Below are 25,115 nucleotides of genomic sequence, written 5' to 3'. Positions count from 1 at the left end.
TTATGCCGGCTGTGGGATAGCTTTTAAACTATCTTTTGGCGCTGTTACCGTTTTGTACGTGTTGTATGCCATTAAGAACATACCAGCTAGGAAGATAAATCCACCTAAGAAACGTACGAAATAGAACGGGTAAGATGCTTGTACAGATTCTACGAAGCTGTAAGTCAATGTACCGTCAGAGTTAACTGCACGCCACATCAGACCTTGCATTACGCCAGAGATCCACATTGCTACGATGTAAAGAACCGTACCAATTGTTGCCAACCAGAAGTGAGTATTGATTAGACCTACTGAGTACATACGTTGTTGACCAAATAGTCGAGGAACTAAATGGTAAACCGAACCAATCGAAACCATCGCAACCCAACCAAGAGCACCAGAGTGCACGTGGCCAATAGTCCAGTCAGTGTAGTGAGACAGTGCGTTAACTGTCTTAATCGACATCATAGGACCTTCAAACGTAGACATACCGTAGAACGATAGAGATACGATGAGGAAACGTAGGATAGGGTCATAACGAAGTTTGTGCCATGCGCCAGACAGCGTCATGATACCGTTAATCATACCACCCCAAGACGGTGCGAATAGAACCAGTGACATCACCATACCTAGCGATTGCGTCCAATCTGGAAGCGCAGTGTAGTGTAAGTGGTGAGGACCTGCCCAAATGTACAAAGAGACTAATGCCCAAAAGTGAACGATTGACAGACGGTAAGAGTATACTGGGCGTTCAGCTTGCTTAGGTACAAAGTAGTACATCATACCTAGGAAACCAGCCGTCAGTAGGAAACCTACTGCATTATGACCATACCACCACTGAACCATCGCATCGACCGCACCAGAATAAATCGAGTACGATTTACCCATAGACACAGGGATTGCCATGCTGTTTACGATATGAAGCACCGCAACAGTGATGATAAAGGCACCGAAGAACCAGTTTGCTACATAGATGTGTGAGGTATTACGCTTAATCAATGTTCCGAAGAACACAACCGCATAAGAGACCCAGACAACTGCGATGGCGATATCGATAGGCCACTCTAGCTCAGCGTACTCTTTACCCGATGTAAAACCAAGCGGTAGAGTAATTGCTGCTGCTAAAATAATGGCTTGCCAGCCCCAGAAGGTAAAGGCGACAAGAGGGCCACCAAATAAACGTGTTTGACAAGTACGCTGAACAACGTAATAGGACGTTGCGAATAGGGCACTTGTACCAAACGCGAAAATAACCGCATTAGTATGCAGAGGACGTAAGCGACTGTACGTCAACCACGGCGTATCAAAGTTTAGCTGTGGCCAAACTAATTGAGCGGCAATCAAAACACCAACAGCCATGCCAACAATACCCCAGAGAATAGTCACTAAGGTAAACTGACGGACGACTGTATAGTTGTAGTTTTGTTCAAGCTGCTTTTCTTGGCTCATTTGCATGCTTCCAATTTCTAATTAACTACACTTTACTTCCAACACGACACATGTCGTAATGCCACCCAAACCTTAAAGAAAAATAGAACCGTATCAGTCGGTTAATAATTCTTGCCGATTTTTAAAAAAAGTGGCATTTTCAGCCGCCAACTATACTGCATTTAACAATTCAATGACAGAGTAGTAACCTTACAGTCGGTCAGGTTTTGACCTTTTATTTTAAAACTTTGAACTTTGTTACACGGAGAACCCCTCAAATGGCCGCTGAAAAACTCACTCGTGGACGTTTTGTTCAAATAATCATCATGTTAACCCTACTGATTAGTGCGTTTATTTGGCGTACTGTCGTGCATACGTCACAAATTTCAGTGACCTGTGAGGAGACTGAAGAGTGTGTCTTTTTTGTAAATAACTCTCGGTTTTTTGCTCAAATAACCAGTGATGAGTTACAGATTCGTACCGATGCCCCAGAAGTAACGATAAAGGCACAATTTTCACCCTCGGAGCTGACTCAAAAAAACGACATTTGGACATTTTCTTACCCAGAGTCATTAAATGAGTTTGAGTTAACTGTTAACGTAGTAAATCAAACTCATCAGGTCATTATCGTCAAAAAATAATAATGGATTTTAAAACTCATATTACTCATCAATTAAATGAGCAGTTTGCAGTTGAAGAACTGGTTGCGAACTTGAGTACTAAAAACTTGGCTAGTGTCGTCTGTTACTTTACGCAAAATTATGGTGCCGAGAAACTGAGAAAAGCCTTCAAACATGCACTACCTAACGTATCTATCATCGGCTGTTCAACCTGCAAAGGAATGATGACTGAACGTGACGTTCACTTTGGCTCTGTTGTTGGCATCATGGCAATTTATGACACAAACTCACAAGGCTATGGCTCGGGATTAATGCCATTCGATACTCCGTCAGAATCGATTGCGGCGACAAAACAAGCGATTGAGCTTGCACTGATCAAAGCAAACCGAGTAGGAGAAGTGCCGAGATTTGCTGTTGTTCATAGTACGCCTGGGGTAGAAGAGACATTGATAAAGTCATTTGACGAGGTGTTCAAAACTCCGGTTCCCATCATTGGTGCCACTGCAGCTGACAACGCAATCAAAGGGCAATGGTCGGTTTTTACCGAAGACGGTTCAACTCATCAAGGCCTGGCAATTCAACTGGTGTTTGCATCAAAACCACTGGCGACAGGCTTTAGTTCCGGGTATTCACCGACCGAGTTTTCCGGGGTGATCACTAAGGCTAAAGGGCGTGAACTGATAGAAATCAATGGCAAACCTGCCCAACACGTTTATCGTGAATGGATATACCAGCATAGCCAAACACAAGTGCCTGAATATTTTCAATTCGAGCTAGTGACGCGTTACCCATTAGGACGCATTGCTGGCCAACTATATGATCAACCTTATTATAAACTCTCTCACCCAGTATCAGTCACCCCCTCAGATGGCATTCTGCTGTTTACCGACATTCATACAGGCGAACAAGTCACCTTAATGTCAGGTGACAAAGCTCAGCTAATCGCAAGGCCAGCACGCGTTATTAAAGAAGCTAAGCGACAATTTGTCGAAAATGGCCGTTTATCAGGCGCTGTTTGTGTGATTTGTGCTGGAGCGATGCTTTATTTAGATGATGACATCAAGTTAGTCCATGACATGATAAAAGAAGAAATAGGCGATTTACCGTTCATATGTCCATTTAGCTTTGGCGAGCAAGGCCGCTTTATCAATGGCGAGAATGGACACGGTAATTTAATGATATCTTCTGCGACCTTTTATGCGGATTAGGCGATAAATGAGTTTAGAAATTAGAGAACAGCTCAACGAAGCCTTGATTGAACTCAAACAGAGTCAAGAGCGCGAAGCAAGGTTGAACGCTGAAAACCGAGCGATTTTAGATGCAATTTCAAGTATTACCAGTGCAGCGAATAAACAACAGATCTTTACAGAACTGCAAAAGGTATTGGGCTTATATATTGATTTTTCGCACTTTATAGTAATCGGGAAGACACGCGATCAACACCAATATCACACCGTATTAAGCTCTGACCCCAGCTTCAAACACACAGTGTGGGGCTGTGGTGATAAATTTATTAGAGCCCTTAATGGAGAGTGTATCACGTTGTTCGATCCGGCTTCATTGGGTGAATTTTCTTCACTAAAATCACACCATACTAAACAGCTTAGCAGTGCGTTGATCACCGGAGTACAAACCGCCACGTCAGATTCCGTATTGATCATGATCGGGCACAGAGCAGGGCAGTTTAGCCTTGAATCAAGTGACACCCTGTCACGCTTTAGACCTCTTTTAGAGCGTGCACTGATCGATATTGAACACAAAGAACAATTACAACGTTTAGTTGATATACGCACTAAACAGCTCAAAAAAGCTCAACTGAAAGCCGAGAACGCCAATGAAGCTAAATCAAGATTTTTAGCAATGATGAGCCATGAATTGCGCACGCCGCTCAATGCTGTTCTTGGCTATATTGATGTCTTATTAGGTTATCCATATCAAAAGGATCAAGTAGAAATTCTGGAAAAAATGGAATGTTCAGCAGAGCTTCTACTAGTTTTGATTGATGATATCCTCGATCTTTCACGAATTGAAAGTGGCGAATTTCCGATAAAATATCAGTGGGTTAACCTGAAAACAGAATTGTCGCAAGTGTTGGAGCATTTTCGTGAATTAGCCCTTAGTAAAGGGTTACAGTTAGATTTAGACATCGCACTCGATAAACATGACTACATTTGGGTCGACCGTGCTCGAGTCATGCAAATCGTGTTCAACTTAATTGGCAATGCGATTAAGTTTACAGAACACGGGAGCGTCTCGCTTCAGGCCCAGTTGAGTGACTCTAAACTACAGATTAAAGTCGACGATACAGGGATTGGTATTGAACGTTCACGTCTTAAGGCAATATTTAGTCAATTTAAACAAGCCGATGATTCGATTACCAGAAAATACGGCGGCAGCGGTTTAGGCTTGGCCATTTCGCAACGATTAGCTAAGCTTATGAATGGCACCATCGTGGTAAACAGTGTGCTAGGTTTAGGCGCCACATTTGTGGTTGAGCTGCCAGTTTCAATTCAGCGTCAGCAAATGGCACCAACCATTGACAAAGTCACTAATCAACATAAGCCATTAGACATTTTGGTCGTCGAAGACACGGAAACGAACCAAATGGTGATTAAGCTAGTGTTAGAGCGATTAGGCCACAATGTACTCACTCTAAATAACGGCAAAGAGTCCGTCGAGTACCTAAAGCAGAATATCGATCGTATAGATGTGGTTTTTATGGATATTTCGATGCCAGTAATGGATGGCATTACAGCAACAGAAAAAATTCGTCAGTTTTGCCAACAAACGCCAATTATTGCGTTAACCGCACATGCTCTAGCGCAAGACAAGAAAGCTTGCTTAGACGCTGGCATGAATGCCTTCATCTCTAAACCAATTCGTAGTATTGAGATACAAAACTCATTGACTGAAGTGATTGTTAATAACCATATTCAGTAATCTCTGATTAACTGATATATGGTTATTAGGTATTTTATGGTAAATACGATTATGTTCAATCCTACGCGAAAAGTAACTAGGGTAGGATCGTTAAAAGCGGCACATTTCAATCTAGCAACACCTTATTTAACATAAGATAGATAATACGCACTGAAGGGTTTGGCTTATTTAACCCGTGATAGCTTGGAACATTTGTTGTTGCTCGTACTGTAACGCTGCGCAAACTTTCAAATTAACTGCTTTATAGCGAATTCTTATGCTTGCCTTTGGCTCTGAAGCCTTGATGAGGAAAAACGTTGCGAATACGTTGTTGTACTTTCTTTGGTATCTGTTTCGAAAGAACCAATTTCGTGCCGGTGCGCTGTTGGTAAACTTTCAGTTCTCCGCTAAACGGAGTTCGCTCAGCGATATCGAGCACGTTATGTTTAAAGCTCGGAGGAAAATGGCCTTTTTCTTGGGTGACTTTTCCGTCGCAAAACACCACCTTCAGTAACGGTCTGTCTATAGCAACGAGCCAGAAGACGACAATTGCAGCAATTAGAATCACATATAACATAGAATAGCCCCCGTATTAATCAAGTAACTTACTCAAATCTTCTTTTAAACTGGTTACTGCTTTGCTTGCTTTTTCGCTTCGTGACGCTTCTGACAACAGATATTCGATCGCATCCGACAAGGTACATCCCAACTCATTAGCTCGATACGATAATTTTTCCCAAACGCGATAGTCAAGATCAATGGATTTCTTTTTCGTATGGACTTGCTCTGCGTTGAAATGACGTTTGCGTTTTGCTCTAATCGCCTGCTTAAGTTTATTCTCAAGCTCGGGAGCCATATGCAACTCAATCCACTCCAGCACTCTCGTTGGTTGATGCTCTAACTGGCGAAGCTCATTAACGGCGGCATCGGCTTCACTGGTATCAATGTATGATGTGATGGACTCGCCTGCTTTCCATTTATTAATCAAGTAATTCCATTTCCAACCGCACTCTAAGTTTTCAAGCTGTTGATATTTCATTGCGAAGCCATTCCGTTAACGTTATAGGTGACAGCGTAACCCTATACTAAGAAAGTTACAATCCCCATTGTAATAGAAAAGAGACCAAGATCATTAGATAAATTATCTATATATACTGATTGGCTTTTTCTATATAATTCACGTCTACTTAGCGGACACAAAACGATATTAATGAACCAAGAAAGCTGGCACGCCGTTACCCCTCAGTATTCTCAATACGACTCTCAGATTCAACGCTTCGATACTTTAGAGTTGGTTGATTTTTTCGACATCCAAGCTCGACTCAAGCATACATTAACAACCTTTTGTCATTTAGATGGCCTAAGCCGCTTGCTGATCGTCAACTCGCTCGATAACTCTTTTTATCGTCAGTTAATAAAAGACGGCATCAACCGCATTGATCGTAATAAGCCAGTATTCTCGACAGAGTCTTTAAACATCGCCACTCTATTAGGCTCCTACACATGCAATGATAAAGGTGACATTGTCACCTCTAGTGTCGGTCTGTTAGATAAAGCGAATAATGGCTATTTAGTGATTCCGGTAAGTTTGGTACTTGCCAACCCAGCTAGCTGGCAGATGTTGAAATCCGTTCTTCTTGGTCAAGGCGTTAGTCCAATCAATGCGAACCCACATAAAATTGCGACTGAACAGCCAGTAAACCACTACCAAATAAAAATTGTTATTGTCGGCGACCGCCATCAAATCGCAGACTTTGAGTACATAGAACCAGAAGCTTATACTGGCCTTGCCCTGTTTACTGAAGTTGAAAACGAGTTTGCCTTAACGCCGCAGAGCGTAGAAGCTTATTTTGGCTTTATCGCTTGGTTGGTCAAAACGCATCAGTTACCTCCCCTGTCTTTCGGTGCGCTTCATCGGTTAATGATTGCCGGTGCGCGCTATACTGAAGACCAACACTACATGCCTATTGAGGTGCTGTGGTATCTTTGTTTGTTTCAAGAAGCCAAACTTACCTCAAACGGTAAAGTACTGTCAGAGCAAGATCTTGATGCCGCTCTAGACAGCAAGTATTTCCGAGAAGCTTATCTACCTGAACGGGCATTGGCTGACATCACCGATGGGCAAGTCTTGATTGAAACCAAAGGTGAAAGTGTTGGTCAGGTAAACGGATTAACCGTGATTGATATACCAGGTCACCCTATGTCATATGGTGAACCCGCGCGAATTTCATGTGTTATCCACTTCGGCGATGGGGACATTTCTGATGTAGAGCGAAAAGCGGAGCTTGGTGGTAACTTACACGCCAAAGGCATGATGATAATGCAAGCGTTCGTCAGTAGTGCACTTAGACTCGACGAGCCGTTACCCTACTCTGCATCCGTTGTTTTTGAACAATCTTACAGCGAAGTCGATGGTGATAGCGCGACGCTTGCCGAACTATGCTCGTTTGTCAGTGCTTTGTCGGAATACCCAATAAATCAACAAATTGCAGTTACTGGTGCTGTTGATCAGTTTGGACGAGTACAAGCTGTTGGTGGCCTCAATGAAAAAATTGAAGGCTTTTACCATGTTTGTAAACATCAAGGCTTAACTGGCGAGCAAGGTGTCATTTTACCAAAATCAAACTTAAAGCATTTAGCGCTCAACAAAGATGTCGTTGAGAGCATTAAAAACAATCAATTTCATATCTGGTCAGTATCAACCGTTGATGAAGCCGTCCCTATCTTAATGGGTAAGCCATTTCGTGGTGATGATGACGAAAGCGTAATCAGCAAGATTGCGCAACGTATTGAAAACTTTGAAAGACATGAACATCCGCAAGGAATTGTGGAGCGCATCAAAAACTGGTTCGTTTGAGTAAAAAATGGCCACAAAACGACTGATCGGAGTTGTTTAGCGTACACCTGTTCACTAACATGCTGCTATCAAAATCTGGAGTAATTGATAATGCAAAACAAACGTGATTCTTATAACCGTGATGATCTTCTAGCCTCAAGCCGAGGAGAACTGTTCGGTCCTGGTTACCCACAACTACCAGCACCAAATATGTTGATGATGGATCGCATCTCTAAGATGTCAGAAACAGAAGGTGATTTCGGTAAAGGTCTTATTCTAGCAGAGTTAGACATTACTCCTGATCTATGGTTCTTTGATTGCCACTTCCCTGGTGATCCGGTAATGCCAGGTTGTCTAGGCTTAGATGCCATGTGGCAATTGGTTGGCTTCTTCTTAGGCTGGGTTGGCGGTAAAGGTCGAGGCCGAGCTCTGGGTGTTGGTGAAGTGAAATTTACCGGCCAGATTCTGCCAACGGCGAAAAAAGTAACTTATGAAATCCATATGAAGCGTGTCGTTAATCGCAAACTGGTTATGGGTCTTGCTGATGGACGTGTACTGGTTGACGGTAAAGAGATTTATGTTGCTAAAGATCTGAAAGTTGGCCTTTTCCAAGATACGTCAGCGTTTTAACTGTTTCTTATAGTAAAGCGACTCTCTAGAGTCGCTTTTTTGTTCACAGTGCATTTAGTTATAGTGCATCAGGTAACTGTTTAAAAGCCCCTTACGGGGCTAAGTTCCTATATCGTATGTGGATTGAGTGTTATTTGTAGAGACCAGAGTGTTTATCTTCTCTGGCATCGCGCCAACCACCAAGCCAATTGGATCGAACATCCATCTGTTGGTACGGACATGCCTCCATCGAGCGGCCATTTAGACCTGCTTTGTAACCTTGAGATTGAGCTCTTTCCAAGCGGTCACGCTTTTGTCTCTTCATAGTGTCGTCCTCATACATAAAATGTTTCTTAACGTACTACTTAAAACACCTCACTCCATTCATCGTTTACACAATGACGTAACGAGTAGATGTGAAGCTTTTATGACTTCACCTTTAAGATTCGATCAAAAAAGAGCCAAATTCAAGCGAAAAAAAAGCACAGATCCAAAAATGTGAACCTGTGCTCTTGTTTACAATTTAATCTATTTTCTACGGAACCCAAGTAAGCCGAGTAGAGTCAGTGCTAAGAACCCTAATGTACCACCTTGGCGCTCTACCGTACTCTGTTCGATTGGACGAACAGTAATATCACCTACGTCTTGCCCATTAATCGGCACAAGTTTTACACCAACTAGTGAAGCACCTGCAGAACACTTTGCATCAATAGCTTCGCTTTCAAATCCACCAGCACAATAATAAGCACTTGCAGCAATGACACCCGCATCATTAATATCTGCCGCTTGAACGATACGATATTGATTATTGTCTGAGGAAGCTCCAGAACCATATGTTAAGTCATCTAGATAACGAGCTTGACCACCGATTGGCGCTGAGCCAGATGTTACACCCAGATTAGTGATAAATGCACGTTGCCCACGAGGCTTACCATTAGTTTCAGGATGTTGATCATAATCTATGGTACCAACTACATCATTATGATTATTGATACTTCCGGCTTTACCGTTCGCGCCTGAAAAAAAGATACTGCCACTGAATGCTTTATATGAAGGTGAATCCAAATCATTCACATAAAATAGCGTATTAGAATATGCCCCGTTTAGTGGCTCATCAAGCTTAGCTGTACCAATTGCTATCTTGTTATCGTTAACCGCCTTCAATGTTTGATTCAAGTACCGTTCTGAATCATAAGGAAAGTTGTTAACCTGCACAGGTGTCCAGTTTACACCACTGTCTGTTGATTTAAAGACCGTCGCCTTAAACCTTATATCATTATCTGAGTTGTACCCCACGGCATACAAATTGGCACCGTCTTTAATGATATCGCGCGCACTTGCATGAGCACGTCTATCGCCATTGTTCGCGCCACCAAACCAACTAATTGGTTGCTGCAATATACCATTTATCCATACTGCGGCTTTAGAGTCGTTATCACTTGAAGAATGATTGTTGGTTCTAGTAACGCTGCCGACAGTATAGTAATTGACTCCATCATAGAGTGTCTTCCATGCATGCGACTCAGCATATGTGGTACTTGCTGTATCCGTTAAAGGAAGATCAGAAACCGTACTGCCGTCAGAACTGGTAAACGCAACATTTCTCGGCGTACCACCAATGGTTCGGTTACCAGTAGCCAAACCGCTATCAATACTATTAACTACTGTATTTTCTGAGTAAAGTGATACACCATCTAGATACGCGATAGAACCCGCATAATTACCACTCTGCTCATTGGCGTAGCCATTAGTGTATTGCTGGGTTGCCCATCTTTCACACAGCGTATCCGAATAACCTAAGAAACGATAACAATAGCTACGAAAGCCTTCCCAGTTGTCATCTAGATAACTCCAGCCAAATGGTGAGAAAAACGGAGCTTCGTCGCGATACTGAAAACCTTCACGATAGCGTTTTACTTCCGTTGCCATAACAGAAGTGTTTTCGTTACAAACATTGTTCCAACAAACCGAAGTTTCAGGCGATATTGCTACACCATAAGTTTGCAGGTCTGTGCTCGCACCTTCAGGCGCACTCTGATACACATTGTAAAGCGCAGCATTGGCGCTAAAAGAAGCCGCAACCATCGCGGCTAATGTGGTGACTTTTAATATATTACGACTCATTAAATTTAACTTTCCTGTTGCATTGCTTCGAGCTCTTCCCAGCGCTCGAAGGCAATTTCAAGCTCCTGCTCTAGAGCAGCAAGCTTTTCTAATACGGCTTGTGTCTGATCGACGGGCTTTGAGAAAAACTCAGCGCTGTTAACTTGCTCTTGAAGAGATTCGATGTCAGCTTCGAGCTGTTCAAGTTTGGCCGGAAGTACTTCCAATTCTCGCTGCAGTTTATAAGATAACTTCTTCGGCTTGTTGTTCACTGCACTCGTTTTGGGAGTTTCCTCAACCTGTTGGACGGTTTTCGTTGTTTTTTCGCTCACTCGCGCTTTATGAGACTGCGCACGCTGTTGCTGAGCATCATGATAACCACCAACGAACTCTTCGATGACACCTTCTCCCTCGAAAATCCAGCTTGTCGTTACCGTGTTATCAACAAACTGGCGATCGTGGCTTACTAATAAAAGCGTACCCTGATAGTTGGCAAGCAAATCTTCTAAAAGTTCCAATGTTTCGATATCTAGATCGTTGGTCGGCTCATCGAGAACTAGCAAGTTATTCGGTTTAAGGAAAATACGTGCGAGTAGTAAGCGGTTCTTCTCACCGCCTGACAGTGCTTTTACTGGAGTACGTGCGCGTTTAGGAGCGAAGAGGAAATCTTGCAAGTAACTTAAGGCATGGCGTTGACGACCGCCGACCATCACTTCTTGTTTCCCATCGGCTAAGTTATCAATCACCGTCTTCTCAGGATCGAGAATTTCACGATACTGATCGAAATACGCCACTTCAAGTTTAGTCCCACAATGCAAGGTACCCGATTGTGGCTCAAGCGTGTTCAATAGAAGTTTAAGTAGTGTACTTTTGCCGCAACCATTTGGCCCGATTAGCGCAATACGATCGCCACGCATGATATTGAAAGAAAAGTCTTTAACAATCGATTTATTTTCAATCGAGTAACTCATATTCTTAGCTTCGAATACGATCTTTCCTGAGCGAGAAGCGTCATCAATCTGAATGTTCGCTTTGCCCTGCACTTCACGACGGTCTAGACGTTCGTCACGCAGTTTTTTCAAGGCTCTAACTCGTCCTTCATTACGCGTTCTACGCGCTTTGATACCTTGACGAATCCAGACCTCTTCTTGCGCTAATTTTTTATCAAACTCGGCATTTTGCATCTCTTCGACACGAAGCATCTCTTCTTTTTCGATCATGTAATTATCGTAATTACCAGGGAACGAGGCCAACTTACCACGATCAAGATCGACGATACGCGTTGCCATTGACTTAATAAAAGCGCGATCGTGAGAGATAAAGATAATCGAACCGCGAAAATCCTTTAGGAAATTTTCCAACCATTCGATGGTGGTCACATCAAGGTGGTTGGTCGGTTCATCAAGCAATAGCACATCAGGGTCACACACTAGAGCGCGCGCCAATGCAGCCTTACGCTGCCAACCGCCCGATAAATCAGTCAGCTTGACATGTCCATCTAGCTTCAGTGCAGCCAAAACATTCTTAATTCGGTCTTCGTAACGCCATGCACCGGAATGCTCAAGCTGCTCTTGGATACGTGAAAGCTTATTAATATTTTGCTCTGATGGATCGACCGCGATGAGATCGAGCAGATCTTGATAGATCTTAATTTGATTGCCGATTTCCGCAACGCCACCAGCAACATAATCAAATACAGTTCCTTCTTGATTACGCGGTGGATCTTGCTCTAAGCGCGATACCACGACATCTTGAGTCACGGTAAGTTTGCCATCATCGAGCAGTACTTCGCCCGCGATCACTTTCATTAACGTCGATTTACCGGCACCATTACGGCCAACTAAACAAACGCGTTCGTTCTCTTGTAAGGCGAAGTCCGCGCTATCAAGCAAAGGATGGTCGCCATAGGCTAACAGTCCATTATTAATTGTAAGTAATGCCATTGTTTCCTAACCAAATCTGTAACTGTTGTAAATCAAACGGCCAGTTTAGCTCACTGCCGTGATAATGTAGCACTGGAATAGTGACGCCGTAACGAGAAAATAATTCATCATCAAACGCGATATCAACGATGGTAATAGATTCGTTGATATTAAGCTGTTGGGTGAGAGTCAGTGCCATCTCACATAGATGGCAGCCCTCTGTACTGAATAATGTAATCACGGCTCACCTATTAGTGTTTGTGCGCAAGAACCCAACAATTGTGGATATGCTTATTACGTGCAAAGTCCAGTGGTAACGTTTGGTGCGAGATATTATTTGCAACCAAACCAATCTCTTCTAACGCTGCCTGATCCATTTTGAAATGACGTTTATTATTTGAGAACACGATAGTACCGTCCGCTCTCAATAAGCGCTTAAGATTTCTCATCAATTGGATGTGATCGCGTTGCACGTCAAAGCTTTGTTCCATACGTTTTGAGTTAGAAAACGTTGGTGGGTCAATAAAGATCAGATCAAATTGCGCCGTTGATGTCTCAAGCCACTGCAAGCAATCCGCTTGCTCGAAACGATGCTGACGACCAACTTGGCCATTAAGCTTCATGTTCTCTTTGGCCCAATCGAGATAAGTGTTAGACATATCAACCGTCGTTGTTGATTTTGCCCCACCACAAGCCGCATGCACGGTTGCAGAACCTGTATAGGCGAATAGGTTAAGGAAATCTTTACCTTGCGCCATTTCACCTAACTTGCGTCGAGTGAGCTTGTGATCAAGAAATAAGCCAGTATCGAGATAATCGTGCAGATTAACAATTAGCTTAACACCGTACTCATTGACGGTTAGCGTTTCAGACTCTTGTGATAGCTTTTGATATTGAGAGCGGCCTTTCTGTTTCTCTCGAACTTTGAGTACCACTTTATTAGCATCAATGCCCGTCACTTGAATCGCTGCACGAATAATATCGGTAAGGCGACGTTTGGCTTTCTCTTCTGGAATATCTTTTGGTGCAGCGTACTCTTGAATCACTAAGTTATCGAGGTAGATATCAATGGCAACGTTATACTCTGGTAAGTCAGCATCGTAAATACGGTAGCAATCCAGTTGTTCTTTACGTGCCCATTTCCCTATCTTAGCGATATTCTTTTTTAAACGATTCGAAAAATCAGGAGCAATCAAAGATTCAGTGACATTGTCACCTTTTGCTTGCGGAGAACGCTCACTAATTGAATAGTTCTTTTGGTGACAAGGTAACGCGCCGTTGTTGAGCTTGAACTGTTTATCTGCACGCATTCGCAAACAGCTAAGTAATTCATCAGAACTTGAGAAAATAGACGCCTGACAACCACCAAATTCAGCCTTGAGCTGGGCGCCAAATGCGGTATAGAGCGCGATTAAACCTGGATGAGTCCCCAAACGCTCACCATAAGGCGGGTTAGAAACAATAACACCAGCTTCAAAGCCTTTTGGACGTTTTAGTTTTGCCGCATCCGCCAATTCAAATTCAATCAACGAGTCCACACCCGCACGGCGAGCATTGTCACGTGCAGTTTTGAGTACCCGTTCGTCGTTATCAAAACCGAAAAATTTAGCGTCAACTTTTTTGACGCCACGTTTTGCCTGTACTGATGCTTCGGATTTAACCTCAGCCCACAACTCAGGTTGAAAATCTTCCAGTACTTCAAAGCCCCATTTAGGACGATTAACACCAGGAGCCATATTCGCCGCCATCATAGCCGCTTCAATCAATAAAGTACCTGAGCCACACATCGGATCGAGGAATGATTTTTCATGCGTCCAACCACTGCGAAGGATAATTGCCGCCGCAAGTGTTTCTCTTAAAGGCGCGCGCCCCGACTCAGGACGATATCCACGTTGATGAAGGCCACCTCCAACCATATCAACACCAAGAATCGCTTTATCTCTGTGTAAACGAACGTGAATGCGAAGATCAGGTTGATCTTTACTGATCGACGGTCTAGGTAGGTTTTTCTTTTCAAAACTATCGACTATCGCATCCTTTACTTTCATGGCGCCGTATTGGCTATTACGGATTTCTTGGTTAGTACCGTTGAAATCAACAACCAACTTGTTTCGGCTGTGGAACTGATTCACCCAGTTAACAGCCGATGCGGCCAAGTAAAGATCCATATCATTGTTACAAGTGAATTCTGATAGCACGCGTACGAACCTTGAAGCCAAGCGGCTCCACAAGCAGACTCGATAGATCTGTTCATTTGTCGCTTTAAAGCGAACCCCTGCTTGCACGGGTTTGGCGTTGCTAATTCCAAGCTTGGTCAGCTCGTCTACCAATAGGTTTTCAAGGCCATTGGAGGTAACGGCAAGATATTGATGCATAGTGATGTTTTGATTCTTTAAAAAAATGACCCCGCATTATACCTGACTCGCTTAGTTACTGTTAGCTCAATCCCTTAATTCACCCTTTTTCTCTCTTCAATCGTTCAATTAATCATCAACATCTCGTGTCGTATTTTAACGTCATGCCAATGGAGTAGCTAAAACCAATTCTGTTATTCGATAAGCAATTAAAGCGAAGTGAATACTTATTCTCGCTAAAATTGGTCTATACCAGACATTGATTTTTACGTAATAAAGCAACAGAAAATCGTCAAATGGGGAATTATTGGGGGATTACGCGAGATTTAAAGGACAGATATGAGGATAAAGACATTGCTTTGTCGGTGAAATTTTGAACTCATCTCACAATAGAGACACACGCTGCTGACGATGATTCGAGCAGCTCGTCTCATTTAGGACGTAAATGATAGACAAAAAAAAGCCAACTTTTTTAAAAAGCTGGCGGAAAATGAAACAAAGGAACGATAATTGGGCTTACGCCTATCCTATCCAACCATTGAGATAGGTTGAACATGGAAATGGTGATTACATAATTGAATTCGGTCGTGCATAACTTTAATGGCTTGGCCAAACTCTAGGCACTTAGAACTATTGAGCCAAAACGCTTCTAAATTGACAGAGGCACATAAGCTGGCGCTCTCACCCACTTCAAGCACTAAGAAGTAGCCATCACTGTAAGAGTTGTTAAGACGAATTAGGTCCCCTTCCTCAGGCTTTAACTGACCATCGGAGAGTGAATCAAAGAACCAGCTTTTAGGCTGAACAGGTTTATGAAAGCGTTTTGCCGCAACACAATAGAGCGTCAGTTCTGCTTGTTTTGGCTCACTGAGACCCAGTAATGAGATTTGCTCTTTGTATGTCATGTAAGCTGAGGCGTCATCAACTGAAAATTCATTGATACCAATCGCGCACTCGACAATCAACTTACGAGCAAGATTGGTTCTAAATACCATGTTATCACCCAGATCAAGCATCAAGTGCTGCTCTGAGTCATCATAGTACCAGGTCCATTTGTCACTGGGTTTAAGCATCGTTCCATCTCTTTATTTGTAATGAATGTCGGTAAAACGCTTAATTACCTCGCCAATCAATACTCAGATTCTATGCGCTAATAGACGAAAAAAAAGAGGAAATGAAAGCTCATTCCCTCTTCTCGAGTGCTTAAAATTGCTGTATGTGTCCCTAGTGACAATGTCACTTAAGCGATTAATAATACTAACTATTAAATGTTTTTAACAATATCTCGTACTAATCCAGGACCTTTATAAATAAAGCCTGAGTAGACCTGAACCAGATTTGCACCAGCCATCATCTTCTCTTTTGCCGCAACATATGAATCTACACCACCAACACCAATTATCGGGATTTGGTTATTAAGCTCTTGATGCAAACGGCGAACCACTTCGGTACTACGTAATTGCACAGGTCGACCACTTAAGCCCCCTGCTTCGTTCGAATGTTTCATACCTTCGACAATTGAACGGTCTAGTGTAGTATTGGTCGCGATCACTCCATCAATCTGATTTTTGATCAATGACTGGCAAATTTGGCTGATCTCATCATCACTAAGATCCGGTGCGATCTTTAGAGCAAGAGGGACATATTTATCATGCTGCTTCGCTAACTCGGCTTGTTTTGCTTTTAACTCAACAAGAAGTTCATCTAATGCTTCACCATATTGTAGTGAACGCAATCCAGGTGTATTCGGTGATGAGATATTAACGGCGATGTAATCGGCGTACTGATAGACTTTATCCATACAGATCAAATAGTCTTCTGCACCCTTTTCGATTGGTGTGTCTTTATTTTTACCAATGTTGATACCAAGAACACAGCTGTATTTGGCTTTCTTAACATTTTCAATCAGGTTATCGACACCTAAGTTATTGAAGCCCATTCGATTGATGATGCCTTCTGCCTCAACGAGACGAAATAAACGTGGTTTGTCATTGCCTGATTGAGGTCGCGGCGTGACCGTTCCGACTTCAACAAAGCCAAAGCCCATCGCATCAAAAGCTTCTATGCATTCACCATTTTTATCAAGCCCTGCAGCAAGTCCAACCGGATTACGGAACGTTAGCCCCATGCATTCGACTGGGCGATGTGGTAGCTGTTGACGATAAAGAAGATCGAGTGGTGTACCCGTAAAACGTTTGAAGTTTTGAATTGCAAGATCATGTGCCTTTTCGGCATCAAGTTGGAAAAAGCCAGTTCTGGCTAGACGGTAAAGCATTGTGCCTCCGAAAGAAAAAAGCCCCGTGTAAACGGGGCTGTATTATTCAATGTTTTACCGAAAAATTCAACGAATTAAAGCAATCGTTTACTCATTGGCTGAACAATTCAAGTTAAGCAGCATGAGTTCACGCAATGCAACAGAGAACTTAGCGAATTCGTGCACTGAACCGACTTTGAATTCGTTGAGGATGTTTTCCCAACGGTGCAACGAAATTTCGTTGGTCACAATCCAGTCATCTAGTGCTTTCATCACATCGAGATCTTCAGGTTCACAAGCACAGTTCAATACCTGACCTGTCAATTGACGTTGTTGCCAATCGAGATCTTCACGGAATGCAGCACGTGCAAGTGCTTGCCAGTTATTATCGACCGCTTGGCCGTTAATCTGTTTCAAGAACCAATGCAACGACAAGCGATCACCAAGGTTGAAGTATAATTTCGCGGTCTTCTCAATCCCTTTTCCTGCCTCTCGAGACACGGTTGATATGTCAAGAGCTGAGTAGAGACTAGAAAGTCGAGCAACGTAATTCGCCAGTTCGGTACTAATTCCCTGTTCGATCCACGCTTGTGCCATATCGTTATGTTCTTCAACTTCCGATGGAACCAGCATCTGATCAAGATGTGTTTTGATAGTATCAACATCAGCTTGATAAAGCTCAATTAGGGCTTTAACTGACTGTTTACCCTTGCGGTTGCGCAATAACCAACGTGACAAACGACGTAGAGTACGACGCACATAAAAGATCATGCTGTATTGTGCTTGAGTTGTAGCCTCATTATCTAGCGCACGAACCTGTTCTAACACTTTACCTAGGCCAAATATTTCACGAGATGCGGCATATGCATTGCAAATATCGACTACGTTTGCCCCGGTCTCTTCTTGCAGACGCGTAACGAAGTTACATCCCATTTCGTTAACCATTTGATTAGCAAGTGCTGTCGCAATGATTTCTGCTCTCAACGGATGGTTGTTCATCTGCTGAGAATAGTTACGGCGTAACTCTGTTGGGAAGTAGTTAGTTAACTGCTCAGCATGGAAATCGTCATTGGCAATGTCTTCATGAACTAGCTGCTCTTTCAATACCATTTTAGCGTAAGCCACAAGCACTGACAGCTCAGGACGAGTAAGTGCCATCCCTTGTTTTTCACGTTCTAATAGTGTTTCATCATCAGGAATATACTCTAAGGCACGATCAAGATAGCCCGCTTTCTCCATTGCATGAATAAAGCGAATTTGTTCTTTGACCAACGACGTACCTTGCTGCTCAGTCACAGAGATTGACTCGGATTGGCAGTAGGCATCATCAAGAACGATTTCGCCCACTTCTTCTTCCATCGACTCAAGGATCTTGTTGCGCTGTTTAACGGTAAGATCACCGTTTGCAACCAAGCCATTTAAGAAGATCTTAATGTTTACTTCATTATCCGAACAGTCTACACCGCCAACATTGTCAACGAAGTCGGTATTAACACGGCCACCATTGAGAGCATATTCAATACGACCGAGCTGAGTCATACCTAAGTTGCCGCCTTCTCCGATCACTTTCGCTTTCAGATCACGACCATCGATACGCAATACATCGTTGGCACGGTCACCTACGTCGGTATGAGTTTCAGTTGACGCTTTAACATAAGTACCAATACCGCCGTTCCAAAGTAGATCAACCTTCATCGAAAGGATCATCTTAATCAGATCATTGGGTGCCACTGATGCTTTCTTAGTACGGAGCATTTTTTGGATTTCTGGCGTCAAGGCAATCGATTTTGCACGACGTGAGAAAATACCACCGCCCTGTGAGATAAGTTTTGGATTGTAATCTTCCCAACTTGAACGAGGCAGATTGAACAAACGGTTACGCTCTTCCCAACCAGACTTTGAATCAGGGTTTGGATCAATAAAGATGTGCATATGGTTAAATGCAGCTTGCAAGCGAATATGCTTAGAAAGCAACATACCATTACCAAATACATCACCCGCCATGTCACCCACGCCAATCACAGTAAAGTCGGTGGTTTGACAGTTGATGCCCATTTCACGGAAATGACGCTTAACCGATTCCCAGCCACCTTTCGCCGTGATCCCCATTGCCTTATGATCGTAACCGTTAGAGCCACCGGAGGCAAAAGCATCACCTAGCCAGAAGTTATATTCTGCTGAAACAGAGTTAGCTAAATCGGAGAAAGTTGCTGTCCCTTTATCAGCGGCAACGACCAAATACGGATCGTCTTCGTCATGACGTACCACACCGGTTGGGTGTACTACTTCACCTTCAATGATGTTGTCAGATACATCAAGTAGTGCGCGGATAAAACGTTTATAACAACGTTGACCTTCAGCAAAGATTTCATCGCGACCACTGAACGTATGTTGACGCTTACAGACAAAACCACCTTTAGCACCAACTGGAACAATGACCGTGTTTTTCACTTGTTGCGCTTTCACCAAGCCTAAAATCTCGGTGCGGAAATCTTCTTGGCGATCCGACCAACGTAAGCCACCGCGAGCCACTTTACCACCACGCAAGTGAACACCCTCGATGTCGGGGGCGTAAACGAATATTTCAAATGCTGGTACAGGTTGCGGAATATCAGGGATTTCACTTGGCTTCATTTTGAGTGCTAGCCAAGGTTTATGCTGCTTATTGTCGTCAACTTGATAGTAGTTGGTACGTAACGTAGCCGTGATCATTTCCATGTAGCGGCGAATAATTCGATCATCATCCAAGCTTTCAACATGATCTAGCTGCTCTGTCATCTTATTGATCAGATCGGTTTGACCTTTCTGACTACCCTTAGATTTTGGCTCAAAGCGCTTAGCAAATAATTCCACCAACCCTTTGGCCAATTCTGGATAATGGCTAAGGGTGTCTTCAATATATTGTTGACTGAATGGGAAACCGACTTGACGCATGTAACGAGCATAAGCACGAAGAATAGAAATCTCGCGCCCCGTTAATGAAGCACCTAATACTAAGCGGTTAAAGCCATCACTCTCGAGTTCTCCCGCCCAAATGGCGGCAAATGCTTGTTGGAAACGATCACGAGCTTCACGAAGATCGACCGTTTTGTCGCTCTTATGCAGCATCGAGAAATCTAAAATCCAATAGACTTGACCATTCGCCTTACGCACTTCATATGGCGATTCACCAATAACGCGCAAACCGAGATTTTCTAGCATTGGCATCACATCGGATAGATGGATGGGCTCGTCACGGTGGTATAGCTTGAGTCTCACTGATTTAGAATCAGCGCCTAATTCTTGTGGACGGTAAAACAACATTCCCAGCTTGTTGTCATCATTGAGCTTCTCTAAGCGCTCAATGTCTGCCACTGCTGAACCAGGCAAAACGTCTTCTTTGTAGGAGCGAGGGAAAGCGCGCAAATACTCTTTCGATAGCGGTAGGCCTTTACTTTCACCAAAGTTTGCCACGATCGCTTCGGATAGACGATCATCCCAAGTTGAAGATGCTTCCATTAAGTTTTGCTCAATCGTTTTAACGTCAACGTCCATATTGTTGTTATCAACACGAACAATGTAATGTGTGCGAGCCAACGGACTCTCAGAAAAGTAAGTGGTGAACTCCACTTCTTGCTTACAGCCAAAATACTGTTTAAGAATGCGCTGGGTGTGGCGTCGAAGCTCAGTGTTATAACGATCTTTCGTTACATAAACCATGCAGCTGAAGAAGCGCCCAAACGGATCTTTACGCACAAAGAGGCGCAATAGATCGCGGTCTTGCATCTGTACAACACCCATTCCCACTTCAAGTAACTCATCTTCTTTCGCTTGTAGAAGTTCGTCACGGGGGTAGTTTTCAAGAATATTGTGCAGTGCTTTGAAAGAGTACGAGCCTTCACGGTAACCGCTCGCGTTAAGAATTCGCTCTACTTTTTCACGAATAAGTGGAATATCCGCCACACTCTGGTTGTACACCGCTGAGGTATATAGGCCAGTAAAGCGATGTTCACCAATCACTTTGCCATTCTCATCGAATTTTTTAATGCCGATATAATCCGTGTACGCAGGTCTATGAATTCTTGATGGGCGATTGCCTTTAGTCACAATCAGCAAGAACGGTTTTTTCACTTCAAGACGTGCTGAGTCGGGAAAATCGTTAAGATTAACGGTACGCACTCGTTCTCGGTTGGCAAATAAGCCTAAGCCTTTATCAGGCGTTGGCCTTAGTTCGGTATCGCCATCAACGGTCACTAAGTCATACTCTTTGTAACCCATAAAGGTAAAGTTATGATCACCTAACCAACGTAGGAACTGGATAGATTCATCATAACGATCACGTTCGATCGCTATTTTGCCCTTTTGAGCTTCGACCACAGAGGTCACTTGCTCAAGTTTTTCGACCATCAATAACCAGTCTTGCACAACCAGTCCTGCGTCATTAAGAATACTTAACAACTCTTGCTTGAGTGACGTCATGGCTTCTTTGTCACTAAGGCGATCGACCTCAATGTGGAACAGAGACTGTAGTGCGCCCTCTCCAGCATTGATTGAAACAATCTCTCCCTTTCCAGTGCGAGCAATTTGCGTCGGTCCGTGGAGCATTAAGTGTGATGAAAGATCTAAACGGCTGAGGGCCATTTTTACTGAGTCGACTAGGAAGGGACAATCGGGTACCACAATCTCAACGATGGTATGAGTCGATTGCCAACCTTGGCGACTTACCGTCGGGTTAAAAACTCGTACAGAGAGTTCATCAGCTTTTTTCTCATTAATATGGTGCCATAGAGAAATAACGGCGCCATACAGATCTGATTCATTACGTTCGATAAGATCGTCTTGAGAAATGTTGCTAAAGAGATGTTGAGCAAGTTGGGTGACTAGGGGTTGATGAGCAAGCTCGAGTTTGTCTTGAATAAGCTTGTAAACTTTTTCAAGCAGAACCGGCATCAATGTTTCACGCGCGGTCATAATCACACTCCACAATTAGAATTGTATGTATTTTTGAGGGATGTTGTAAGCATAGTGCTTAACACGGGTAATGCCGCTTCATTGTAAAAGCTTTATTGATAAATAGTTAATTCTTTTGGGAGTGGTAAGAGGTGAAATGTTTGATATTGTGACTAAGGTTCTATTTAAACTTCTATAAAATCAGTTGCTCACAGAAGTTCCAACTTTATAAACTTATTTTTTTGGTCAGTTGTTAATCTGAAGCGCCCTTTTAGACCAATTTGACTAACAAAGGGCCTGAAACGAGATGCAGGCAATTGCAAGCGTAACCCACTGTCAGTTATAACTAAAATGTTGCTTGCGACACCATTGTAGTGTGACAAGAAAGTTTGATAAGAAATATTGAGAGTAAAATAATAATGGTTCATAAATTGGTTAAAAAAGTAACGTTATTGGCTTAGCCCCAAAAGTACTGTATTAATAAACAGTAGCACTAAAAAGTGCTACTGTTTTACTGCGCTTGATTAGGATTCGAGTGCTTTATTCACTTTCTCAAATAGATCGTTAGCAAGATTATCCATTGCTCGTAACTCTTCTAATTGCTGCTTGATAAGTAGTTGACGCGTTTCATCATACTTACCAAACTTAAGTAATGGATCAATTAAACGCGACGCCACTTGTGGGTTGCTGCTGTTAAGTTGACGTAGAATTTCCCCAGCAAACTGATACCCTTCACCACTCTTGGCATGAAAACGGACCGGGTTCATATTCAAAAACGACCCTATTAAGCTACGGGTACGGTTGGGGTTTTTCAGACTGAATGCCTCGTGACTCATGGTCTGCTTTATCACCTCAAGCGCATTTTCAGCTGGGTTAGCACCTTGTAGTGCAAACCATTTATCCATCACCAAGCCATCGTGCTTCCACTGGTTACTGTAGTCAGCCATCAATGACTCACGACAAGCCAACTGAGCACTATTGGCTGCGTTCATCGCGGCAATAGTGTCTGTCATGTTGTTGGCACTGTCATACTGAGCTTTAACTAAATGATTACCCTGCGCAGTATACGCAAGTAAGCCCAACGCACTATTACGTAGCGATCGTTGACCAATCGATGCGTGGTCAACCGTGTAATCGGCTTGTTTTAAGCTGTGGTATAGCGCGCTCAACTCATCCTCAAGTTCAGTCGCTAAAATCACTTTGAACGCTTTCAACACTTGAGCAATTGCATCAATATCTGCTTGTTTATACCATCCCATCACTTCGTTGTGACTTGGCAAGGCCATCATTTCGGCAATAAATGCTGGCTCCAGCTGATCGGATAATAGTACACCACGGAAGGCATCAACCACTGCTGGCGGCAATGCAACGTCTCGTTGTGCTTGCACGTCTGCTACGCCATCACGAATGTATTTTGCCAACAGCATTTGTCCTGCATCCCAACGAGCAAATTCATTGCGTGCATGAACCATCAAGAAAATGAGCTCTTGGTCGCTGTAGTCATATTCAAGTTTTACTGGGGCCGAAAACTCGCGCAATAATGAAGGAATAGGCTGCTCGGTAACATTGTCAAACACAAAGCTTTGCTTGGCCTCGGTGACACTGAGTACATTATTGATTGGATTTCCGTTACATTGTAACTCAATCACTTCACCGTTATTCGTGTACAACTCAACGTCGAATGGAATATGTAGAGGTTGTTTGTCTGCCTGATCTTGTGTCGGTTCCGTAGATTGTTCAATCGTTAACGTGTAAGTTTTCGCCGCCTGATTGTACTCACTTGACACGCTAACCGTTGGTGTCCCCGATTGGCTGTACCATAAACGGAATTGTGTTAAATCAACACCTGACGCATCTTCCATCGCCGCGACAAAATCTTCGCATGTCGCTGCTGTCCCATCATGGCGCTCAAAGTACAATTTCATGCCTTTTTGGAAACCTTCTTCACCCAATAAAGTATGCATCATACGAATGACTTCGCTGCCTTTCTCATACACGGTCAAAGTGTAGAAGTTGTTCATCTCTATCACTTTTTCTGGGCGGATCGGATGTGACATCGGGCTTGCATCCTCAGCAAATTGAGGACCACGAATAATACGTACATTATTAATACGGTTCACCGCACGAGAACCTAGATCCGAAGAAAACTCTTGATCGCGGAATACAGTTAGACCTTCTTTAAGACTTAGCTGAAACCAATCTCGACAAGTCACACGGTTGCCTGTCCAGTTATGGAAATACTCATGACCGATAACCGCTTCGATACCCAGGTAGTCGGTATCCGTTGCGGTTTTTTCATTGGCGAGAACAAACTTAGAGTTAAAGATATTGAGACCTTTATTTTCCATCGCGCCCATGTTGAAAAAGTCGACCGCAACAATCATGTAGATATCTAAGTCATACTCAAGGCCAAAACGTTCTTCATCCCATTTCATTGAGTTAATAAGTGACGTCATCGCATGTGGCGCGCGGTCTAAATTACCTTTATCAACGAATATTTCGAGATCAACGTTACGCCCAGATTGAGTTACAAATTTATCGCGCAGGACATCAAAATCACCAGCCACTAAAGCGAACAAATACGCAGGTTTCGGATGTGGATCTTGCCATTGAACCCAATGACGACCACCTTCAAGTTCACCTTGGGCAACACGATTACCATTACTGAGTAAGTAAGGGTATTGGCTCTTATCAGCAATAACTTTGGTTGTGAACTTCGCCAATACATCGGGGCGATCAAGATAATAAGTAATGCGGCGGAAACCTTCTGCTTCACACTGGGTACAGAAAGCACCACCTGATTTGTACAACCCTTCTAATGCAGTATTCGCTTCGGGGTCAATGAGAGTCACGATTTTTAGCTCACATTCTTCAGGCAGTTGATTGATTTCTAAACCACCCTCGACTTGTTTAAAAGCACTCCAAGCTTCACCGTTAACATGAATACTTTTTAGCGTTAACGCTTCACCGTCAAGCTGGATGGTTGTTGATTCTTTTAGCTGTTTAACGCGGGAAACGGCGCTAACCGTTGTTTGATTATCGTAAAGATCAAAGGTCAAATCGATATCAGTGATGGTATGCGATGGAGACTGATAGTCTTTGCGGCATTTGGCTTGTGGAGTCTGAGCCATGTCTAAATCCTTCTGACTAATTAGAGATGAA

At 43.2% G+C, this 25,115-nt stretch carries 18 protein-coding genes; 5 read left to right on the top strand and 13 right to left on the bottom strand.

The features are described 5' to 3' along the window. Entirely contained in the window at positions 1–1,428 is a 1,428-nt protein-coding gene (gene ccoN / locus ViNHUV68_RS06555) for a cytochrome-c oxidase, cbb3-type subunit I (protein ID WP_391090039.1), read from the bottom strand. A 257-nt stretch (positions 1,429–1,685) separates the two neighbouring features. On the opposite strand from ccoN, the gene ViNHUV68_RS06550 reads away from it, so the two are divergent. Genes ViNHUV68_RS06550 through ViNHUV68_RS06540 form a run of 3 tightly spaced genes read left to right on the top strand, consistent with a single transcriptional unit; the run spans position 1,686 to position 4,967 of the window. Further along, positions 1,686–2,048, top strand: a complete 363-nt coding sequence (locus ViNHUV68_RS06550; RefSeq protein WP_391090037.1) for a hypothetical protein — start codon at positions 1,686–1,688, stop codon at positions 2,046–2,048. Positions 2,049–2,050: 2 nt separating this feature from the next. Further along, on the top strand, positions 2,051–3,235 hold the full coding sequence (locus tag ViNHUV68_RS06545) for an FIST N-terminal domain-containing protein (RefSeq protein ID WP_391090035.1): 1,185 nt from the start codon (positions 2,051–2,053) through the stop codon (positions 3,233–3,235). A 7-nt stretch (positions 3,236–3,242) separates the two neighbouring features. After that, positions 3,243–4,967 carry a response regulator gene (locus ViNHUV68_RS06540; RefSeq protein WP_391090033.1) on the top strand — a complete coding sequence of 575 codons (1,725 nt, stop codon included), beginning with the start codon at positions 3,243–3,245 and terminating at the stop codon, positions 4,965–4,967. A 241-nt stretch (positions 4,968–5,208) separates the two neighbouring features. On the opposite strand, the gene ViNHUV68_RS06535 is transcribed toward ViNHUV68_RS06540, so the two are convergent. Continuing rightward, complete coding sequence (locus ViNHUV68_RS06535) at positions 5,209–5,523, bottom strand: DUF3634 family protein (RefSeq protein WP_038174752.1); 315 nt, start codon at positions 5,521–5,523, stop codon at positions 5,209–5,211. A 15-nt stretch (positions 5,524–5,538) separates the two neighbouring features. Beyond that, complete coding sequence (gene matP, locus ViNHUV68_RS06530) at positions 5,539–5,985, bottom strand: macrodomain Ter protein MatP (protein ID WP_038174754.1); 447 nt, start codon at positions 5,983–5,985, stop codon at positions 5,539–5,541. 171 nt (positions 5,986–6,156) lie between these two features. Between matP and ViNHUV68_RS06525 the strand changes: the two genes are divergently transcribed. After that, a complete protein-coding gene (locus ViNHUV68_RS06525) occupies positions 6,157–7,803 on the top strand; it encodes a Lon protease family protein (RefSeq protein ID WP_038174755.1) in 1,647 nt (548 codons plus the stop codon). Positions 7,804–7,893: 90 nt separating this feature from the next. Beyond that, a complete protein-coding gene (gene fabA / locus ViNHUV68_RS06520; RefSeq protein ID WP_038174756.1) occupies positions 7,894–8,412 on the top strand; it encodes a bifunctional 3-hydroxydecanoyl-ACP dehydratase/trans-2-decenoyl-ACP isomerase in 519 nt (172 codons plus the stop codon). Between the two features lie 130 nt (positions 8,413–8,542). Here the strand turns inward: fabA and rmf are convergent, their stop codons facing one another. From rmf to pepN, 10 genes are all read right to left on the bottom strand, one after another. Then, positions 8,543–8,716: a ribosome modulation factor gene (rmf, locus tag ViNHUV68_RS06515; RefSeq protein WP_038174819.1), complete on the bottom strand. Its 174-nt coding sequence runs from the start codon at positions 8,714–8,716 to the stop codon at positions 8,543–8,545. 203 nt (positions 8,717–8,919) lie between these two features. Continuing rightward, positions 8,920–10,515, bottom strand: coding sequence for a DUF3466 family protein (locus ViNHUV68_RS06510; protein WP_391090031.1), 1,596 nt, complete (start codon positions 10,513–10,515; stop codon positions 8,920–8,922). Between the two features lie 5 nt (positions 10,516–10,520). Then, entirely contained in the window at positions 10,521–12,437 is a 1,917-nt protein-coding gene (locus tag ViNHUV68_RS06505; protein ID WP_391090029.1) for an ABC transporter ATP-binding protein, read from the bottom strand. After that, positions 12,418–12,657: a glutaredoxin family protein gene (locus ViNHUV68_RS06500; protein ID WP_084185954.1), complete on the bottom strand. Its 240-nt coding sequence runs from the start codon at positions 12,655–12,657 to the stop codon at positions 12,418–12,420. The genes ViNHUV68_RS06505 and ViNHUV68_RS06500 overlap by 20 nt, the downstream gene beginning before the upstream one ends. 10 nt (positions 12,658–12,667) lie before the next feature. Next, positions 12,668–14,791, bottom strand: a complete 2,124-nt coding sequence (gene rlmKL, locus ViNHUV68_RS06495; protein WP_391090027.1) for a bifunctional 23S rRNA (guanine(2069)-N(7))-methyltransferase RlmK/23S rRNA (guanine(2445)-N(2))-methyltransferase RlmL — start codon at positions 14,789–14,791, stop codon at positions 12,668–12,670. A 506-nt stretch (positions 14,792–15,297) separates the two neighbouring features. Next, positions 15,298–15,843, bottom strand: a complete 546-nt coding sequence (locus ViNHUV68_RS06490) for a cell division protein ZapC (protein WP_038174762.1) — start codon at positions 15,841–15,843, stop codon at positions 15,298–15,300. Positions 15,844–16,034: 191 nt separating this feature from the next. Beyond that, positions 16,035–17,045: a quinone-dependent dihydroorotate dehydrogenase gene (pyrD, locus tag ViNHUV68_RS06485; RefSeq protein WP_038174764.1), complete on the bottom strand. Its 1,011-nt coding sequence runs from the start codon at positions 17,043–17,045 to the stop codon at positions 16,035–16,037. Positions 17,046–17,132: 87 nt separating this feature from the next. Continuing rightward, positions 17,133–21,974, bottom strand: a complete 4,842-nt coding sequence (locus ViNHUV68_RS06480; protein ID WP_391090025.1) for an NAD-glutamate dehydrogenase domain-containing protein — start codon at positions 21,972–21,974, stop codon at positions 17,133–17,135. A 188-nt stretch (positions 21,975–22,162) separates the two neighbouring features. Further along, on the bottom strand, positions 22,163–22,381 hold the full coding sequence (locus ViNHUV68_RS06475) for a DUF2835 domain-containing protein (protein WP_084185955.1): 219 nt from the start codon (positions 22,379–22,381) through the stop codon (positions 22,163–22,165). Positions 22,382–22,477: 96 nt separating this feature from the next. Further along, a complete protein-coding gene (gene pepN / locus ViNHUV68_RS06470) occupies positions 22,478–25,084 on the bottom strand; it encodes an aminopeptidase N (protein ID WP_391090023.1) in 2,607 nt (868 codons plus the stop codon). Positions 25,085–25,115 lie beyond the last annotated feature (31 nt).

Source organism: Vibrio sp. NH-UV-68 (assembly GCF_042940635.1).
Classification (GTDB): domain Bacteria; phylum Pseudomonadota; class Gammaproteobacteria; order Enterobacterales; family Vibrionaceae; genus Vibrio; species Vibrio pacinii.
The sequence above is the reverse complement of the archived record's forward strand: the minus strand, read 5'-3'. Positions and strand labels throughout refer to the sequence as shown.

What these genes read in the sequence shown, in the direction of transcription:
- ccoN (WP_391090039.1), bottom strand. Translation starts at nt 1,428, where the DNA reads ATGAGCCAAGAAAAGCAGCTTGAACAAAACTACAACTATACAGTCGTC.
- ViNHUV68_RS06550 (WP_391090037.1), top strand. Translation starts at nt 1,686, where the DNA reads ATGGCCGCTGAAAAACTCACTCGTGGACGTTTTGTTCAAATAATCATC.
- ViNHUV68_RS06545 (WP_391090035.1), top strand. Translation starts at nt 2,051, where the DNA reads ATGGATTTTAAAACTCATATTACTCATCAATTAAATGAGCAGTTTGCA.
- ViNHUV68_RS06540 (WP_391090033.1), top strand. Translation starts at nt 3,243, where the DNA reads ATGAGTTTAGAAATTAGAGAACAGCTCAACGAAGCCTTGATTGAACTC.
- ViNHUV68_RS06535 (WP_038174752.1), bottom strand. Translation starts at nt 5,523, where the DNA reads ATGTTATATGTGATTCTAATTGCTGCAATTGTCGTCTTCTGGCTCGTT.
- matP (WP_038174754.1), bottom strand. Translation starts at nt 5,985, where the DNA reads ATGAAATATCAACAGCTTGAAAACTTAGAGTGCGGTTGGAAATGGAAT.
- ViNHUV68_RS06525 (WP_038174755.1), top strand. Translation starts at nt 6,157, where the DNA reads ATGAACCAAGAAAGCTGGCACGCCGTTACCCCTCAGTATTCTCAATAC.
- fabA (WP_038174756.1), top strand. Translation starts at nt 7,894, where the DNA reads ATGCAAAACAAACGTGATTCTTATAACCGTGATGATCTTCTAGCCTCA.
- rmf (WP_038174819.1), bottom strand. Translation starts at nt 8,716, where the DNA reads ATGAAGAGACAAAAGCGTGACCGCTTGGAAAGAGCTCAATCTCAAGGT.
- ViNHUV68_RS06510 (WP_391090031.1), bottom strand. Translation starts at nt 10,515, where the DNA reads ATGAGTCGTAATATATTAAAAGTCACCACATTAGCCGCGATGGTTGCG.
- ViNHUV68_RS06505 (WP_391090029.1), bottom strand. Translation starts at nt 12,437, where the DNA reads ATGGCATTACTTACAATTAATAATGGACTGTTAGCCTATGGCGACCAT.
- rlmKL (WP_391090027.1), bottom strand. Translation starts at nt 14,791, where the DNA reads ATGCATCAATATCTTGCCGTTACCTCCAATGGCCTTGAAAACCTATTG.
- ViNHUV68_RS06490 (WP_038174762.1), bottom strand. Translation starts at nt 15,843, where the DNA reads ATGCTTAAACCCAGTGACAAATGGACCTGGTACTATGATGACTCAGAG.
- pyrD (WP_038174764.1), bottom strand. Translation starts at nt 17,045, where the DNA reads ATGCTTTACCGTCTAGCCAGAACTGGCTTTTTCCAACTTGATGCCGAA.
- ViNHUV68_RS06480 (WP_391090025.1), bottom strand. Translation starts at nt 21,974, where the DNA reads ATGACCGCGCGTGAAACATTGATGCCGGTTCTGCTTGAAAAAGTTTAC.
- ViNHUV68_RS06475 (WP_084185955.1), bottom strand. Translation starts at nt 22,381, where the DNA reads ATGAACCATTATTATTTTACTCTCAATATTTCTTATCAAACTTTCTTG.
- pepN (WP_391090023.1), bottom strand. Translation starts at nt 25,084, where the DNA reads ATGGCTCAGACTCCACAAGCCAAATGCCGCAAAGACTATCAGTCTCCA.